We start from the raw sequence: 16,422 nt of genomic DNA, 5'->3' as shown, positions 1-16,422 counted from the left end.
TCTTATTGGCCATTTTTAGGTTTAATTAATTTTCGTATAGTTTTTAAGTTTTTCAATACAATGTATCCGCCAAAAGTAGCTAGAAATAAAGATTTCAAGGTAAGCACCCACCACATATTAAATGCTTCCAAGTATTCTTGTACCCATAGCGGAATTATGGATAGTAAAAATCCGATGCTAATGATCAAAATAATGTACAAAAGATTGTAGGGAATACTATATAATTTTTGACTGAAATAATATACCAACACTGCGAAAAATATTTTTGTCAGCAAACTTGCCACAGCAGCTCCAACGTACCCATACTCCTTGATTAAATAATAGTTGAGTGCGATATTAACAAGTGCTCCAATAATGGTTAATACAGGAAGATATTTTGTTTTATCTAAGAAAAAAACATAGCTAAACGTAAAATAAAACCCATTAATCACGAATGCTGTAGAGATAATTGGAACTATTTTCCAAGTCTCATGATATTCGGGGTTACTAATAATTTTGATAAATTCTGGTGCTAGCCAACTAATAACAACTCCTACGACGGCGTATAACAAAACGATTTTTAAGGTAAGTCCCGCAATGTTTTTCTTACTATCTTCATTGTTTTTAACCTGATCAAAAAACCATGGTGCATAAGCAGAATTCACGCCTAGTGAAATCATATTCACGACTTTCCCAATTTGTGACCCAACATCAAATAGTGCTACCATGCTTAACGAGTCAATTGCATTAAGCATCACTTTATCTACCATGTTCATTGCCCATCCCGATAAGTTATGTGGTAATAATGGAAGCGAGTATTTAAGCGACTTTTTAAGAAGACGAGGGATAAAGCACCAGGTTATTTCTTTACCTAATCCAAAAATACTTATTAAAAATACTGCTAAACTAGCTATGGCATTTGCTAAAAGAGCTCCTTCGGCCTTAAAATTGAAAACAAGTATTAAAATTAGCGTAAGTCCAATCATAATGCCGAAATACACAAAATCTAACACAGATGCCTTTCTTGCTTGCTGCTTTGCCTTCAATACCGATTGGTAAAAAAAATAGAGCGGTTGTAAAAAAATACTGATGAGAGCTAGAAAGATGTATGGACGAAAGGGAATATTTTCAAAGAGTACTTCTAAAATCCATTGCTTTGTGACAAGCAAAAATCCAATTGAAATCAAAGAAAACAAGAGAATAAACACGACATTGGTGCCATATAATTTCTTCAAATATTGAAGGTTGTTATTTTGAAATTCGTATAAGTAGTATGCCACCGATCCTCTAAGGGAGAGTCCGAAAAAAAGCACTAAAAACGAAATGACAGCAGTAGCTGTACTAATAATTCCCAACTGCTCTGTTGCGAGCACTGTAGTATAAACTGGTAGTAAAAAGAAACCTAGGCCTCTTTGCAGAAGTGTAAAGAAGCTATAAATAGCGGCGTTTCTAGCCAATTTGTGTTGCTTGGTTTCCATAGGCCGGAGTAGCAGCGCTTCTTCTAATTACTGGTTCATGTTTTTTTCTTCGGTATATTTTTGCAGCATGACTTCAATACTACTGTATTCACTAACTAAATGTTCAACAAATTCCCTAAAAGCACCGTCGCCACCTTTTTTATGAAGTACTAAATCAACCTTGTCTTTTATATATTCGGGTGCGTTATATGGCGCTGCACTAAACCCAACATTGGTTAGAAGTTGTAAATCATTAATATCGTCTCCAATAAACGCTATCTCACTCAATGAAATAGATCGTTCTTGGCATATCTTTTTTGTCAATTCTAACTTATTTTTAACTCCTAAATAAACGTCTGTAATTTTTAGCTTGTCTGCTCGTCGTTGCACAATTTGTGTGTCTTCTCCGGTCATTATTAATAACGGAACTTCTAAGTAGTTAAGAAAAAGCACCCCAACACTATCGCTGGTGTTAAATTTTTTGAACTCTTGGTTGGTATCATCATAGTACATTCCACCGTCTGTCCAAACCCCGTCAATATCGGTTATAACCAATTTAGGTAATGCCATTACTGAAAGTTTTGTTTGTAGATAATTTCGTCTTTGGGAATGTCATTGGTTACTCGCTTACCTATAACATACTCTTTTTCTGCCCATTGAAAACCATCACCAGGACTAAGCAAGTGTATGTCATCTTCAGTTATAATATGCCCTTTAGGAAGTGCCCTTTGGGTGGCAATAGATCGTTCAAGCTTCTCTCTTACTTCCTTTACGACTTCTTCAATCTTTATTTCTTTAGTGCCAAAAGAAATTTCTAGATTTCTGATATCCCGCGTCATCCTAAAAATACCATCAATCTCTAAAGAACCAGCCTGATCAGTTCCTTTCATTTGACGGTCTAACGTAATATGTTTTTCAATAATTTCTGCTCCCATAGCAACTGCGGCAACTGGTGTTGCAATACCAACTGTATGGTCTGAATATCCAATAGTATAATTTGGATACTTTTCTTTTAGATATGGTATGGTATTTAAGTTTACATTCTCATAGTGCGTTGGGTATTGTGACACACAGTGAAGTATCGAAATATCTTCGTGGTGTTTTGTTATAGTATTTAAAGCGTTATTTAATTCTCGCTCTCCGGCCATTCCCGTTGATATGATTATAGGTATTCTCGTTTTGGCTAATTCGTCCAACAGAGGTAAGTTTGTTACGTCTCTAGACGCAACCTTTAATCTATCTGGAACAAACAAATCTAATATGCTCAAGCAATTTATAGCGCATAATGTTTCAACAAAATCAAGCCCTTTTTTCTTTGCATATTGATAAATTTCAAAATGCTGAGCATCATCCAATTCTAAATAAGCTCTATGTTCTCCATACGTTTTTCCAAAAGAATGCGGTGAATTATAAGGTCGCGCCATTTGCGAAGCAGAAAGTTCATGCTGCAAATCACGCTTTGTTAGTTTTACCGCATTCATTCTACCTAATTGCGTTTCAAAAAGCTTGTCGTATACAGGCCTAGCTACTACATCTATAATAGCCTTGGCTACATCTACAGAACCATTGTGGTTTTGTCCTATTTCTCCTATTAGATAGGTCATGTTTACGAATGCTTTTAATTAATAATAAAAACTAAATGATTTTTTTCGCTATATCTTTCATGAAGAAAGGTTCTTTCTTTCCGTTCTCTATAACAGATTTTTGCTCTAAATGATAATTTTTTACATCATGGCCAGTTGTAAAATTAGCATGATACACACTTCTGGTAGAGCTGGGTTTGTACACGGCTCTGTGATATCCTAGTCCGCCCTGAAAAACGTAAAGTGTGCCCGCCTTTCCAATACAATGCATGATTTCAAATTTATTCTCAATATCGTGATCTTGAATATTCCAACGATCTAGTTCTTTATTGTCGTCATGTGTAGATTTCAAAGCGTATTGCATATGCGTGCCAGAGGTGTCAATATCATTCACTAATAGCATAAATGTAATTTGGTTTAGCCCACCATCTATATGCCATTTTCCCGCAATATCATTTTCGTTCTCATCGCTAACAGCATAAGTTTGTACCATGGGTTGGTTTCTGTAATAGGGCTGTCTTTGATACATTTTAGCGAGCATTGCAAATAAATCTTCATTGTAATACCAATCGCGCAATTTTGGGTCTTCTAGAGAAACGGCTTGTGCAAAAACCCTCCCTGTTTTCTGAGATCGATCGTCAACCAAATCCTTTAAAAAGTACTTATTTTCCTTTTGTTGAAAATAGGATTCTTTAAATATATCACTTACCCACTCAAAGGTGTCCTCGATCTTAATTATTCCATTTTCTGATAAATCATCATACCATTTTTTAGCGGTAGGTGATAGATCTATGTTCTTGAATTCTTCGTCTGGTTTGTAAAATTTTCTTTTTAGGTAATTGTGGTATGGGCCAAAATTCCTTATTCTTCTCTGTACCTTTTCAATTAATGTCATAGCCATAACTCTTCACTATTAAAATTTAAACTTCTAGTTTTTAATATGTATTAAAGCGCTCTGTCGAGTTCTCGTTATTGCTCCACAAAAGTAATCATATCCTTCTTGAAAATTAGGTGGTTTGTATTTTTCTGAAAAATTTAATCTTCTGTCAATTAATTCAATTTCATAAATTTTTACCCCCTGTTTTCTTCTGAAAAGTACAAATTTGGAAGGAATATTTGTTGTAATGCTTTTACTAAAGTTCTGTTCCCTTATTTTTAGTTTTTTTTCAAGATTATCAATTATGTATCTATCCTCTCCATTAATCAAACTTACTGTTGTGCTGTCCCGATCATAATTAAGCAATACATTTAAGTAAAAATTATTCTTATCCTGAAATATGGAAATAATTGTGTCGTTTTGTTTAGTGTCCATTATATCATACTTGCCCAATGCATCCTTCGGTATTTTTAATGTCACAGGAGTTTTAATTACTGTGTAATCTGCATCCCTTTTGTTGGAATGCTGAACAACTAACTTTAGTTGTTTGTGTGATACTTCAATTTTTTTAATTGTATCTACCGCTTCTTTCGCATACAGATACTCTATGGCCTCGTTATAATCTAAATAAGAATTTCGAGACCCTTTCAAGCCCATCTCCATTGCTTTAAACAATGGCTCCATAACCGCCACTCCTTCAACTCTTTTGTCATTATCTATCGCGTAGTCATGCCAATGCATAAAGTTGGTATAGAATCCATTCGTGTTTACCGCAATGCTAACTTGTTCTTTTACAAAATTTGCAGCTTCTTCCGCCTCAATATTTTTTTGTATAATGTCTGTATAAAACCTACCTCCGGCTGGATATTTCAAAATTTGTTGTCTTTGGGAAAAATCAAGTTGGTAGGCAACTCCCAAACCGTTTCCGTACCAGGTTATTGCATTTACCTCAATCCCGATTGGTATTGCATTTGAAGTTCTCGCTCCTAAAATATATGTTGGCAAACTGTCTGTGTAATTAAGTTTGCCGCAACCATACGAAAGTGTGGTTGGAGTTCTACCATACACCTCACCTATTTCTGCAATGATAGAGTCTAATTTACTTTTACGATAAGGAACACTGCAGCTTGGGTAATACACAGAAGCACCGCCACGACCAGTTTGCAAAAATGCCTTAAACATGCTTCCTTTTACATTCTGTTCAAAAACGTGAAGCGGAATATTGTATTTGAATGCCAGAAATTCTGCCCAAGCAGAGCTAAACTTTCTAGTATCATCTCGTACATAAAAATGATACGACGGAAAATATTGATCTGTTACTTGAATTACAGTAGCATCTGCGCCATTATAATGCGCACTAACCTCAATACTGGTGTTCATTTCTGAGGTAGCAGGGGCGCAACATACCATCAGGTTGACCACCATAACCAGTAAAATTATAAATCCTTTCAAATTGTTATTATTGTGTGTCAAGCAGTGTAATGTGCTTTTTTCTTCTGGCATCAATATGTAATGTTGCCTCTTCAATAGGCTGTATTGCAGACCCTCTACTGTTATTCTTTATGTTTACAGTAGCTTCTTGGGTTCCATAATTATAGATATCTGTAGTTATAACAATATCATATTTTGGCACCTTGCAATCATTGCTGTATACCACCTGGTTGTTATGTATAGTTATATTGGCTTTTTCTTTGGGTCTAACCACTATGGGGCTAGTTCTCAGAAAACATCCCTGAATGATGTTGTTTTCAATCTGTACCTTTTCTGGTCCGTGATCAGATTTATACTTTCCGAAGGGCGCTTTTGCAGCAAAAATAGCTGAAGCCTTATAATCTTCACCCCTATCGTCTTCAACGGAAGCTGGAATAGGCGTAAATGTATCTACGATGAATACATTTCCAACAATCTGAGATGTCTTAAACGGAGCCATAGCCCCTATTAAGCGAAAGTTTCTAAAGTAATTGTCTTTAATGGTCACGTCATGCACATAGCCTTTGTGTTCGTCTGCATTGCCATACCAGGATCTAATGCCAAAATCTGCATTTTCAATGATGTTTCCTTCAATAAGGAAAGTACCCATTTCTCTCTCGATAAATGTACCATCTGTGTGGGTGAATGAAGTGGTGTATTCATTTCCTATAAAAAATACGCCAGACGCATACTCGTCTAAATATCGCAAAACCAAATGTTCATTTTTAACATCTACATCTTGCATGGGTACCATCTGTAAATGGTTATTTAAGATGTTGATGTTGTTTAGCACCATTTTTTTTCTTGGGTTCTCATCTTTGGCATAACCAGATAATATAAACACCCCTGTTCGGCTATTTACACAAGACGAATTTGCAATTGTAACATTTTCGGTAACATCGCCTTCAAATGCATTTCCTAAGAAAAAGGCGCGATTGGCACCATGTAGATCGATATGTACGCCTTCTATCAAGACATTTTTCGCATTCATCACCGCAATTCCATTCATAGACGGGTCTGCTCTAGCAGCTTCAGCATCCCACTCAACCGTTAGGTCTCTCATGATAATATTCTCAATGGTCTGCTGTTTTTCTGTAAAGCTGAAATTTCCTGCAATGGGTATTCCGTCTGGCACCATTTTGCTATAAAATTTCTCTAAGGTAGGTCCTTGTATCATGACAACCGTACCTCTTCGCGTAGAATACCCATAATTTTCGCTATCAAACCGAAGTATTGTTTTTTTTGCTCCTTGCCCTCGTACTTCTATATTGTCAAAATCTATAATTAAGTCGCGTATATAATAAACCCCTTCATCAAAAATAAGTTCGCCCCCGCCAGAAGCTGCTATGTCTAGCATAATTTCTTTCAAGAATTGGTGATGACTGGCTTTAGGCAATTTGTTCCCGTTTTTACTCGGAACAACATTGGGAAAAACACCCCACCATTCGGGAAAGTACTGCTTATTCTTGGTCATTTTTATGTTAGAAACAGACTCAAAACGATATGAGGTAACGCCAGGTGAAGAAATATCAAAAATCTGCTGGCGTTTTGCTTCTATGCTACCGTGAATGACAAGTGATGTTTGCTCGTCTGCAATTTTAAGCATGCCTTTATCCACAAATTTTAAAGATATTGAGGATGGTACTGATACGGATCCTTGAACTTCTATGGTCGTATTAATGGTAATAACGCTTACAGCGCCCTTTTTTAACAGATTCTCTGAGGTAAACTGTTCATTAATATCCCACACCAATTCTTGTGCATTTCCGAAGTAAAAAGGAAATAAGATTATTATAAGCAGTACCTTGTTTTTCATAAAAGTGGAAAAATCCTCTCTATTTTTACAGATTCATTTTTTTTCTAACTACGTATGTCTGATTTTCTAATCGTTTCAGAAATTCGGAAAAAACAATCTCTTTTCCTTCAGGAAGTTTAATAAGTTTATTTTTATCCACACGCTTAAAATCTTCGATAACCCCGAAGATATCTTTAAGAGTCGCCTCAGTTAAATTGGTTGCGCCTAATCGTTCTGAAAGCATCAGCACCCTATTGTAATCTTCTGGGTAATCTACAGACAAGTTTATAAACTTTATATCTTTTAGAGTAGACTCCACATCGATACATCCTTTTTTGGCATGTTCGTCGTTCAGAATAAATAGTGTAAGGTATTCTGAATGCATTGGGTTATCCATATTCAAGTATAGATTCCAAAGGTATTTCGTACTGAAAAGTTCCGCAGAAACACCAAAAGGCACGTTGTTGGCGCGTACATAATCTAAGTCGTTTTCAACCATAAGCGTAATCATCTCATCCACTAAGTCTGGGTCTGTAAACGGATTGTCTCCAGTAACTCTAAATACTGAACCCCATTGCTCCTGAAGCGATAATTCTAACATTCTATCTAATACTGAAACGGCATGGCCACGATATACCTTGTGGCCTTTTTCAACACCAACCTCAGCCAAGGGTGTGTCTTCGGCCAATGTGGAAGTAGATAAGAATACATCTTTAACTTTTTGGGCCGTTTTTAAGCGCTGATATAAAAAATCGATCATGTTAGTGTCGTGAAAAGGTTTTAAGACCTTTAATGGTAATCTTTTCGACTTTAAACGTGCGATAAGCGCAATTCCAACATCTTCCTTTTTAAATGAATTAAATTGATGTGTTATGTACTCGACACCTGCGTCTGCTCTCTTAAAATCACCTCCCCCAAGTACTTTTTTATACATCACATTTCGATATGGAAGTTCTGATTTTGAAGGGTGCTTTTTGTAATCTCCAAGCGCTAATTGATAATGCTTTAATTGCTGCACCATCACAGCAAATTCATGCGGATACAAAGAAACTTGATAGTCAAATTTCCTATTATTTCTTGTAATTGTAATATGCTTTTCTAGGTATTCACATCCTTTTGCCAATACCATAAGCGGAATATTAGTAGTATCTAAAGAATGATCTGCTAGTCCTGTGCTATACTGCGGAAATTCTTCTTTTAAATAATCTAAGGCATTTAAATTAAGGTCTTCTACTTCGGTTGGGTAATTACTGAATCCGTGCATTAGACATTCAACCTGATTACCAATAATATCTAGAGCAAATTTAATTTCAAGATTCGTGGCGCATTGTGTTTCTAAAATAAAGGTAAGATCATCATATCCTGCCATTTTTTGCAACATGGTTTTATTGGTGATGTCTGTAGCATGTAATTTTAAAAAACGAAATCCCTCAGCATAACAAAAATCAAACGATGGTATATCTAAAACACAAGGAATAACTTCTATGTCTATTTTTCTACAATAAGCGAATACCTCACTCCACTCTTCAAACGAAAGGGTGTTATTTTCATAAATGTCGTATTTCGAGTAATTTTCAACGCAGAATGCGGCCACATCCATTACCTGAACGGTAAAGTAATCGGCTCCAGCTTTTTTTGCCTCTTTGGCTAAATCAAGAGTATACGTTAGGCTGCCGTTGTGATTAAAGGCGCTTTCGGCTATTACTTTCATTCCAATTTTTTTTGTGGTGGAAAATACCCAATTCGTTCGGTATTCATTTTGAAATCGTCATAATATATATACCTATTATTTTCTTGAGTACCCGACCAATAAAGGCCCCATTTAAAATAATTAGGAATTTTGTGATACATGTTAGTAGCTTGAAACGTGCATTGTGAAACTCCGTCAAATTCAAAACAGAGATCATTTATTTTTGGTTTTACATAACCGTCTTCATAGATACTCCAAAAAATATCGGCTTCAAAAGTGTACCATTTATTTGGTTCTAATTTTCCTGGCCATCTTGAAATTTTCATCTCATCAACATTGCCCATTCTAATCCCCGAATGTAATATCATATAAAACTCTCCTTCAGGTGTATGCTCAACATACATCGCGAAAGGAGGTCGTGCTTTAATTTTTTTTGTTGCCCAAGTAAATCCTGGATAAGGTTCATCATGCCATTGGTTTAAGACAATTATACCTTTCTTTTCTTCTTTTTGAAAGAAAGATTCAGGAAACATAAACCGGTATGAATACTTATTTAGATAACCGAAAGAATCTTTTGGGTTTACCACAATCTCGTTTCTATAACCTTTTGCGATTCTGTCACCCTTTTCTAATGATATTTTCATTACATCATTATCCGCGTTAAGCGGGTCGGTCACTATCTGTAATCTATCTGGATGCGTAATTTGATTTGTTCTCCAAAATGGCTGAATAGTATCTGTAAAATCGTCATTATAAACACGGGTGAATTTTTCCTTCTCTACAGTTAGTTCTGTTTCACTTTTGTCATCGCATGCTATACATACTAACATGGCAAAAATCCAAATTAAATGTTTCATAATACTAAATTGCTTATTTCTTTAACCCAACAAAATCAATCACTATTTTTCCTGAAGGAATGTTAAGATTTTTAAATTCATTATGCGCTACTAAAAATACTATTATATCAGCCTTTTCTATTGCTTCAGGAATGGCATACAGTTGCATTTTTTCGTCACTTTCAATATTGGGCTCTACACGAAGTACAGCAAAATTGTCACGCTCTAAATTTTCCGTTAGAGATAAAGCTGGCGACTCACGTAAATCATCTATATCAGGCTTAAAGGCTAGACCCATACAGGCAATTACGGCATCTCTACCCTTATCTACCTTAAACTGAAGTGCAGCATTTTTAACCTTTTCAAGCGCCCACTCTGTTTTATAATTATTTACTTCTCTTGCTTTTCTAATTACTTGGCTCTCTTCAGGAAATTCTGAAACAATAAACCAAGGGTCTACAGCAATACAATGCCCACCAACCCCTGTTCCTGGGTTTAAAATGTTCACTCTTGGATGTTTATTTGCCAATGCAATCATTTGCCACACATTAATTCCTGCTTTGTCACATATCATAGACAATTCATTCGCAAAGGCAATCTGATTGTCTCTAGAGGCATTTTCAACCAGCTTTACCATTTCGGCCGTTTTGGCATTGGTTGGGTGCAATTCACCCACCACAAAATGCTTATAAAAAGATATCGCTTTCTGAGTAGATGCCTCGTCTATACCACCAATAGCACGATCGTTATGTTTTAACTCGTGCAAGATGTTTCCCGGAAGTACGCGCTCTGGGCAATAGGCAATGTAAATACTTCCTCTCAACTCAGGTCTTTCTTCAAAAATTAGCTCTTGTAACTTCTCTGTTGTACCTACGGGACTGGTAGATTCTAAAATTACTAAGGCCCCGTTTTTAAGCGTAGGTATTATATTTTTAGCAGCAGAAGCTACATAAGAAGTATCTGGCACATGATCTCCCTTAAACGGAGTAGGTACTGCTATAAGGTATACATCTGCTTCAACAGGTGTAGTGGCCGCCTTTAAATATCCTTTGTTCACCACGTGGTGAACAAGCCCGTCTAAATCTGGCTCTACAATATGTATTTTCCCTTGATTGATGGTTTCTACCACTTCTTCGCGAATATCAACGCCTGTTACTTGTAACCCTCTACTCGAAATCAACGCAGCTGTAGGAAGGCCAATATAGCCCAAACCCATCATCACTACGGATGGTTTATGTTCCATTTTATAATGTTTTTATATAAGAAACGATTCGTGCAACCGACTTACCATCTCCATACGGATTGTGTAGTTGGCTCATATTTTTATAATACGCATCGTCGTCTAATAATTGTTTTGTTTTTAAGGTAATTCTTTCGGCATCGGTTCCAACTAGAAGTACGGTACCTTCAGAAACTGCTTCGGGTCGTTCTGTAGTCGTTCTGGTTACTAATACTGGTTTGCCTAGGCTTGGGGCTTCTTCCTGAATTCCACCGCTATCGGTTATTATCAAATAGCTTTTTTCCATCAACCAAATAAATGCTGGGTATGCCAATGGGGGCACTAATAATATATTAGACACTCCTTCGAGTAGTTCATGTACAGGTCCCTTTACATTCGGATTTAAATGAACAGGATATATTATTTGCGTATCTGGATATTCCTGCGCAATAGTTTTCAGTGCCGTACAAATGTTTAGTAATCCTTCACCATGATTCTCGCGTCTATGCCCTGTCACCAAAATAAGTCGCTTTGAGAGGTCTACCTTAGCATTCAACATTTCAATTTCAGCATCAGAATATCCAGGTGAGGTCACCTTTTCAATCCCAAACAACAAAGCATCTATCACGGTATTTCCAGTAACAAGAATACGATCGTTTAGGGTTCGTTCCTGTAACAAATTTTCTTTTGAGCCTGCAGTAGGTGCAAAATGGTAATCTGCAATACGCCCAGTTAGTTGTCTGTTGAACTCTTCTGGAAACGGATATTGCCTATCGTACGTGCGAAGTCCCGCTTCTACATGACACACTTTTGCCCCTGCGTAAAACCCTGCTATTCCAACAGCCATAGAGGTGGTGGTATCCCCATGCACATATATATAATCTGGCTTAACTTCGTCTAAAACAGGCTTCATTCCTTCTATAATTGTGGCTGTTAGACTGTATAGGTTCTGATTTGGCTTCATCACATTCAAGTCGTAATCTGGTATGATTTCAAAAAAGTCGAGAACTTGATCTAACATTTCGCGATGTTGTGCAGTTACGCAAACCTTTGTATCAAAACTATCGTCATTTAAAAAGGCCTTTACCAAAGGAGCCATTTTTATAGCCTCAGGACGTGTTCCAAATACAATTAAATTCTTCTTTTTCATACCTCTTTACAACAATTATTCGTTCTCTCTTGCAACCTTTCTTAGATACAAGTAAACATATCTCAAATAGGCAAGTAAGAAGAAAAAGAATACCAATGCTATTGGATAAATTATATGTTTCTTATTTAAAAGTCTTCCTTCAGCATCACGTGTTTGAATTTGGTGTAGCGGCACGGCAATATCTTGTGACAACGACAGCTCGTCTTTTAATATTTGGTTTCTGTCTTGCACAATAAGTTTCGCATCCATAAGCTCGTTTAAGTCAAACCCCTTGTCTCTAGGACCAACGTCTGTGCCTCCATTTTCTGTAGACAAATAACTTTCAAATACTCCGTCGATAAGGGCTAAACTCTTTGTGTTATGTGCGATTTGCTCTGCTAAGTTTTTCTCTGCTTCTGTTTTATAGGCAGTAAGTCGTGGGTCGTTATTTATATATGTAAAAAAGCTTTCAACATTCTCGGGTGTAGCATATCCAGAAAGTGAAAAGTCAAACTCGAAGTAGTCGTACTCTTTTGCTAGTAAATCTGCCAACGGATTTTCCTCATCAAATTCCATTCTGTTTAGTAACATGTCTAAACTTCGTTCGTTGATTTGATATTCTTCTAATACATCTTTAAAATCAACAATCGGCTCCATTTGTACTTCCTTTACTTCTGGATTCCATGGACTAAATCCATGTTTTGTTAGAAATATCGAATCATACGCCTTTGCCTTAGAGTTATACAACTCCATCACATTTTGTACATATGGCTGCAACTCGTAGTTTATTTTTACAATAACAGTTGATTTACGAGAGGGTCTTTGGTCTTTAATTTTGTAGTAGCCAAAACCAAAACCAATAAGAATAAGTAACAGAATAACCCACCAAAATTTTAGCGCAAAACCAATCGCTTTAAAGAGCAGGACGATCCAACCTTTAATGATTTCTTTGATTTTTTTGATGACGTACACCAAATCTACTTCGTCGTGATGTTCTTGAGTCATAAATTTAAATTTAGTTCGTTTCCAACGTATGTAAAACAGCTTTTAGACTTTCTCGCCAATTAAAAGGCTGTATCTTGAATGTTTCTTTAATCTTTGTTGTATTCAGCACACTATATTTTGGACGCTGTGCAAAAGTACGGTAATGGTCGGTTTTTGCAAGATTTGAGCTATTTAATTCACTCGTTTGCGAGAAAATCTCTGTCGCAAAATCATACCAGGTTGCTTCTCCCTCATTGCTGAAATGATACAGACCATACCCATTGTTATCATCCTGAACCATTGTTACTATCGCTCGTGCCAAATCATTTGCATTTGTAGGCGTTCCTGTTTGTTCTGTGGTAATAGTTAGCCGAGTGCCTGCTTTACCATGCTTTATCATGGTTTTCAAAAAGTTGTGCCCATATTGACTGTACAACCACGATGTTCTAATTATGTAATGCTTTTTACAGTGCTCCCTGACGTAATTTTCACCTTTCAGCTTCGATGCACCATACACGTTAATAGGATTGGTTGCATCGGTTTCAACGTAAGGCACTGTAGTAGCCCCATCAAAAACATAATCTGTAGAAATTTGAAATAGTGTAGTATCATGTTTCCTACAAACATCTGCCAAGTTCTTAGCGCCTTCTGCATTTATCGCAAACGTAATGTCTTTATCGCTTTCTGCCCTTTCTACATTGGTATACGCCGCCGTATTTATACAATAATCAAACTGCTTTGTACTGAAAATTTCTTCAATACTTTCTTTGTCTGTTACAGACAGAGCTTCCTTAGTCATAAACGTAAACCGCATGGTTTTGTTTGCTGAAACCACATCTTGAATACACCTTGCTAGCTGGCCATTAGATCCTGTAACCAAAATATGCTTCATCTGTTTACAATTCTTAAAGCAAGATATAACAGCACTCCTACACAAGTTAGTGGGGATTGTTTACAAATAGTGTGCGGGTATTTCATGCAGTTGCTTCCTTGAATGACGGAAGTTGAAGGTCTTTTTCTGAAACAATAAATTCGTCTTCCGAAAGATGCCAATCTAGTTTTAAGGTTGCGTCATTATATATGATTCCTCCCTCTGAAGCAGCATCATAGTATGCATCGCACTTATACCCAAAGACCGAAGTTTCAGACAGCGTGATAAATCCGTGTGCAAACCCTTTGGGCACAAAGAGTTGCTTTCTGTTTTCTGCCGTTAATACCAAAGAAAAGGATTGTCCGAAAGTTTTAGACGATTTCCGAAGGTCTACAACAATATCTAATACACTGCCCTGAATAGCTCGCACTAATTTAGCTTGCGCCTTAGCCCCTGTCTGAAAATGCAGTCCTCGTAACACACCTTTGGTTGAAGTTGACTGGTTGTCTTGTACAAAATTAACCGTTATTCCCGAGGCTAATTCAAACGCCTTTTTGTTGAACGTTTCGCAAAAAACCCCTCGAGCATCCTTAAAAGCTCTGGGCACAACAATAAAACAATCTTCTAATGGGCTTTGTAGTATTTCCAAAGTATTATAGGTCTAATAGAGGTTTTCCGTATCCGCTTTTTAGCAGAGGTTCTGCTAACGCTCTTAGTTGTTGTTTGGTAATGTAGCCCATTTCATAGGCGGCTTCTTCAATAGAGCCAATTTTTAATCCTTGACGCTCTTCTATAACTTCTACAAATTGGGCCGCCTGCATTAAAGAGGCAAAAGTACCTGTGTCTAACCATGCGGTTCCTTTGTCTAAGATACTAACATTCAATTTCCCTTGTTTCAGGTAGGCGTTGTTAACGTCTGTTATTTCTAGTTCGCCTCGTGCGCTAGGTTGAATAGTTTCGGCAATGGAAACAACGCTATTGTCATAAAAGTAAATACCCGGTACTGCATAATTCGATTTTGGATTCGCGGGCTTTTCTTCAATAGATAACGCTTTTCCGTGGTCATCAAAGGCAACCACACCATATCTTTCAGGGTCATGCACATGATACGCATAAATAATCCCACCATCAGGATTGTTATTTTGCTGTAATAACTCTTTAAGTCCAGAACCGTAAAAAATGTTGTCTCCTAAAACCAATGCCACTTTATCGTCTCCAATAAAGTCTTTACCAATAATAAAAGCTTCTGCTAGGCCATTGGGATGTGCTTGTTCTGCGTACTCAAAACGGCAGCCTAAGTTACTTCCATCTCCGAGTAGTTTTTTGAATAGTGGTAAATCCTGCGGTGTCGAGATAATTAAAATTTCATTTATACCTGCATACATCAAGGTAGACAGCGGGTAATAAATCATAGGTTTATCATACACCGGCATAAGCTGTTTACTTACAGCTAGCGTAATAGGGTGCAGCCTAGTGCCAGAACCTCCTGCTAAAACAATTCCCTTCATAAAAGTCTGTCTTTATGGTTTAAGTACCATGTGATGGTTTTTTTAATGCCGCTTTCAAAATTTTCTTTAGCAGACCACCCCAATTCATTCTCTATTTTAGACGCATCTATGGCATATCTAAAATCATGGCCAGGTCTGTCTGTTACAAAGGCTATCTGAGCTTTGTACGACGTGCTTCCTGGGTGCATTTCATCTAACATCTCACAAATGGTATGCGCAATGTATAAATTTTGGCGCTCGTTTCTACCTCCAATATTATATGTTTCGCCAAGTTCGCCCTTATCTAAAGCCAACTGTATGCCCTTGCAATGGTCTAACACATACAACCAGTCGCGTACATTCTTTCCATCGCCATAAATAGGTATGGGCTGTCCAGAAATTGCCTTTCTAATGATGGTTGGGATTAATTTCTCCTTGTGCTGGTTAGGGCCATAATTGTTTGAACAATTGGTGGTAACCACTGGCAGCCCATAGGTATGATAGTAACTACGAACAATAAAGTCTGATGACGCTTTCGATGCACTATACGGACTGTTTGGCGCGTACGGAGTCTCTTCTGTAAATAATCCTGTGTCTCCTAAGGTTCCATATACCTCATCTGTAGAGACATGAAGAAAACGCGCATCAGAAAATTCCCTTTTTAACTTATTAGGACCATCCATCCATAATTTATAGGCATTTTGTAATAAATGAAAGGTGCCAACAATATTTGTTTCTATAAAAGCTGCTGGGCCTGAGATAGAATTGTCTACATGGCTCTCTGCTGCAAAGTGAATTACATGAGTAAATTGATGTTCTTCAAAAAGAGTTTTTAGAAATGATTCTTCGCAAATATCACCTTCCACAAATTGCAGACGATTTTCATCTAAATAACCCTCTAAATTTCTTAAATCTCCTGCATAGGTGAGCTTATCTAGCACTACTAATTCATCTTTTGTAGTTGTGATTGCATGTGCCACATAATTGGATCCTATAAAGCCTGCGCCCCCTGTTATTAATACTTTATTATTACTCAAAATAAATT

Annotated in this window: 15 protein-coding genes; all 15 read right to left on the bottom strand. The window is 36.9% G+C overall.

The genetic code is table 11. The annotated features are described in order from the left end of the window. Positions 1 to 2: 2 nt before the first annotated feature. A complete protein-coding gene (locus G5B37_RS10215; RefSeq protein ID WP_164679935.1) occupies positions 3 to 1,457 on the bottom strand; it encodes a flippase in 1,455 nt (484 codons plus the stop codon). Between the two features lie 27 nt (positions 1,458 to 1,484). Beyond that, positions 1,485 to 2,006, bottom strand: coding sequence for a KdsC family phosphatase (locus G5B37_RS10210; RefSeq protein ID WP_164679934.1), 522 nt, complete (start codon positions 2,004 to 2,006; stop codon positions 1,485 to 1,487). Continuing rightward, on the bottom strand, positions 2,006 to 3,040 hold the full coding sequence (locus G5B37_RS10205) for an N-acetylneuraminate synthase family protein (protein ID WP_164679933.1): 1,035 nt from the start codon (positions 3,038 to 3,040) through the stop codon (positions 2,006 to 2,008). Before G5B37_RS10205 ends, G5B37_RS10210 begins: the two co-directional genes overlap by 1 nt. Positions 3,041 to 3,071: 31 nt before the next feature. After that, the gene (locus G5B37_RS10200) at positions 3,072 to 3,914 is read right to left on the bottom strand and encodes a hypothetical protein (protein ID WP_164679932.1); all 843 of its coding nucleotides are present in this window, start codon (positions 3,912 to 3,914) and stop codon (positions 3,072 to 3,074) included. Positions 3,915 to 3,947: 33 nt separating this feature from the next. Continuing rightward, the gene (locus tag G5B37_RS10195; RefSeq protein WP_164679931.1) at positions 3,948 to 5,348 is read right to left on the bottom strand and encodes a hypothetical protein; all 1,401 of its coding nucleotides are present in this window, start codon (positions 5,346 to 5,348) and stop codon (positions 3,948 to 3,950) included. Positions 5,349 to 5,355: 7 nt separating this feature from the next. Beyond that, positions 5,356 to 7,182 (bottom strand): hypothetical protein, encoded by a 1,827-nt coding sequence (locus tag G5B37_RS10190; RefSeq protein ID WP_164679930.1) that lies wholly within the window; start codon positions 7,180 to 7,182, stop codon positions 5,356 to 5,358. 25 nt (positions 7,183 to 7,207) lie between these two features. Next, on the bottom strand, positions 7,208 to 8,872 hold the full coding sequence (locus G5B37_RS10185; RefSeq protein WP_164679929.1) for an N-acetylneuraminate synthase family protein: 1,665 nt from the start codon (positions 8,870 to 8,872) through the stop codon (positions 7,208 to 7,210). Beyond that, positions 8,869 to 9,708 (bottom strand): heparin lyase I family protein, encoded by an 840-nt coding sequence (locus G5B37_RS10180; protein ID WP_164679928.1) that lies wholly within the window; start codon positions 9,706 to 9,708, stop codon positions 8,869 to 8,871. The genes G5B37_RS10185 and G5B37_RS10180 overlap by 4 nt, the downstream gene beginning before the upstream one ends. A 13-nt stretch (positions 9,709 to 9,721) precedes the next feature. After that, the gene (wecC, locus tag G5B37_RS10175; RefSeq protein ID WP_263649782.1) at positions 9,722 to 10,930 is read right to left on the bottom strand and encodes a UDP-N-acetyl-D-mannosamine dehydrogenase; all 1,209 of its coding nucleotides are present in this window, start codon (positions 10,928 to 10,930) and stop codon (positions 9,722 to 9,724) included. Between the two features lies 1 nt (position 10,931). After that, on the bottom strand, positions 10,932 to 12,056 hold the full coding sequence (gene wecB / locus G5B37_RS10170) for a non-hydrolyzing UDP-N-acetylglucosamine 2-epimerase (protein ID WP_164679927.1): 1,125 nt from the start codon (positions 12,054 to 12,056) through the stop codon (positions 10,932 to 10,934). 15 nt (positions 12,057 to 12,071) lie between these two features. Next, the gene (locus G5B37_RS10165) at positions 12,072 to 13,040 is read right to left on the bottom strand and encodes a hypothetical protein (RefSeq protein WP_164679926.1); all 969 of its coding nucleotides are present in this window, start codon (positions 13,038 to 13,040) and stop codon (positions 12,072 to 12,074) included. Positions 13,041 to 13,050: 10 nt separating this feature from the next. Then, complete coding sequence (rfbD, locus tag G5B37_RS10160; protein WP_164679925.1) at positions 13,051 to 13,911, bottom strand: dTDP-4-dehydrorhamnose reductase; 861 nt, start codon at positions 13,909 to 13,911, stop codon at positions 13,051 to 13,053. Between the two features lie 82 nt (positions 13,912 to 13,993). Beyond that, positions 13,994 to 14,539: a dTDP-4-dehydrorhamnose 3,5-epimerase gene (rfbC, locus tag G5B37_RS10155; RefSeq protein ID WP_164679924.1), complete on the bottom strand. Its 546-nt coding sequence runs from the start codon at positions 14,537 to 14,539 to the stop codon at positions 13,994 to 13,996. A gap of 4 nt (positions 14,540 to 14,543) precedes the next feature. Next, positions 14,544 to 15,398, bottom strand: coding sequence for a glucose-1-phosphate thymidylyltransferase RfbA (gene rfbA, locus G5B37_RS10150; RefSeq protein WP_164679923.1), 855 nt, complete (start codon positions 15,396 to 15,398; stop codon positions 14,544 to 14,546). Continuing rightward, on the bottom strand, positions 15,395 to 16,414 hold the full coding sequence (gene rfbB, locus G5B37_RS10145) for a dTDP-glucose 4,6-dehydratase (protein WP_164679922.1): 1,020 nt from the start codon (positions 16,412 to 16,414) through the stop codon (positions 15,395 to 15,397). Before rfbB ends, rfbA begins: the two co-directional genes overlap by 4 nt. Positions 16,415 to 16,422: the final 8 nt, after the last annotated feature.

Source organism: Rasiella rasia, assembly GCF_011044175.1.
Taxonomy (GTDB): Bacteria; Bacteroidota; Bacteroidia; order Flavobacteriales; family Flavobacteriaceae; genus Marinirhabdus; species Marinirhabdus rasia.
The sequence above is the reverse complement of the archived record's forward strand: the minus strand, read 5'-3'. Positions and strand labels throughout refer to the sequence as shown.

Bases quoted from the DNA above. Each gene is read 5' to 3' on its own strand.
- wecB (WP_164679927.1), bottom strand. From the start codon at position 12,056: ATGAAAAAGAAGAATTTAATTGTATTTGGAACACGTCCTGAGGCTATA.
- G5B37_RS10165 (WP_164679926.1), bottom strand. From the start codon at position 13,040: ATGACTCAAGAACATCACGACGAAGTAGATTTGGTGTACGTCATCAAA.
- G5B37_RS10200 (WP_164679932.1), bottom strand. From the start codon at position 3,914: ATGACATTAATTGAAAAGGTACAGAGAAGAATAAGGAATTTTGGCCCA.
- G5B37_RS10185 (WP_164679929.1), bottom strand. From the start codon at position 8,872: ATGAAAGTAATAGCCGAAAGCGCCTTTAATCACAACGGCAGCCTAACG.
- G5B37_RS10190 (WP_164679930.1), bottom strand. From the start codon at position 7,182: ATGAAAAACAAGGTACTGCTTATAATAATCTTATTTCCTTTTTACTTC.
- G5B37_RS10205 (WP_164679933.1), bottom strand. From the start codon at position 3,040: ATGACCTATCTAATAGGAGAAATAGGACAAAACCACAATGGTTCTGTA.
- G5B37_RS10215 (WP_164679935.1), bottom strand. From the start codon at position 1,457: ATGGAAACCAAGCAACACAAATTGGCTAGAAACGCCGCTATTTATAGC.
- rfbD (WP_164679925.1), bottom strand. From the start codon at position 13,911: ATGAAGCATATTTTGGTTACAGGATCTAATGGCCAGCTAGCAAGGTGT.
- rfbA (WP_164679923.1), bottom strand. From the start codon at position 15,398: ATGAAGGGAATTGTTTTAGCAGGAGGTTCTGGCACTAGGCTGCACCCT.
- G5B37_RS10180 (WP_164679928.1), bottom strand. From the start codon at position 9,708: ATGAAACATTTAATTTGGATTTTTGCCATGTTAGTATGTATAGCATGC.
- wecC (WP_263649782.1), bottom strand. From the start codon at position 10,930: ATGGAACATAAACCATCCGTAGTGATGATGGGTTTGGGCTATATTGGC.
- G5B37_RS10210 (WP_164679934.1), bottom strand. From the start codon at position 2,006: ATGGCATTACCTAAATTGGTTATAACCGATATTGACGGGGTTTGGACA.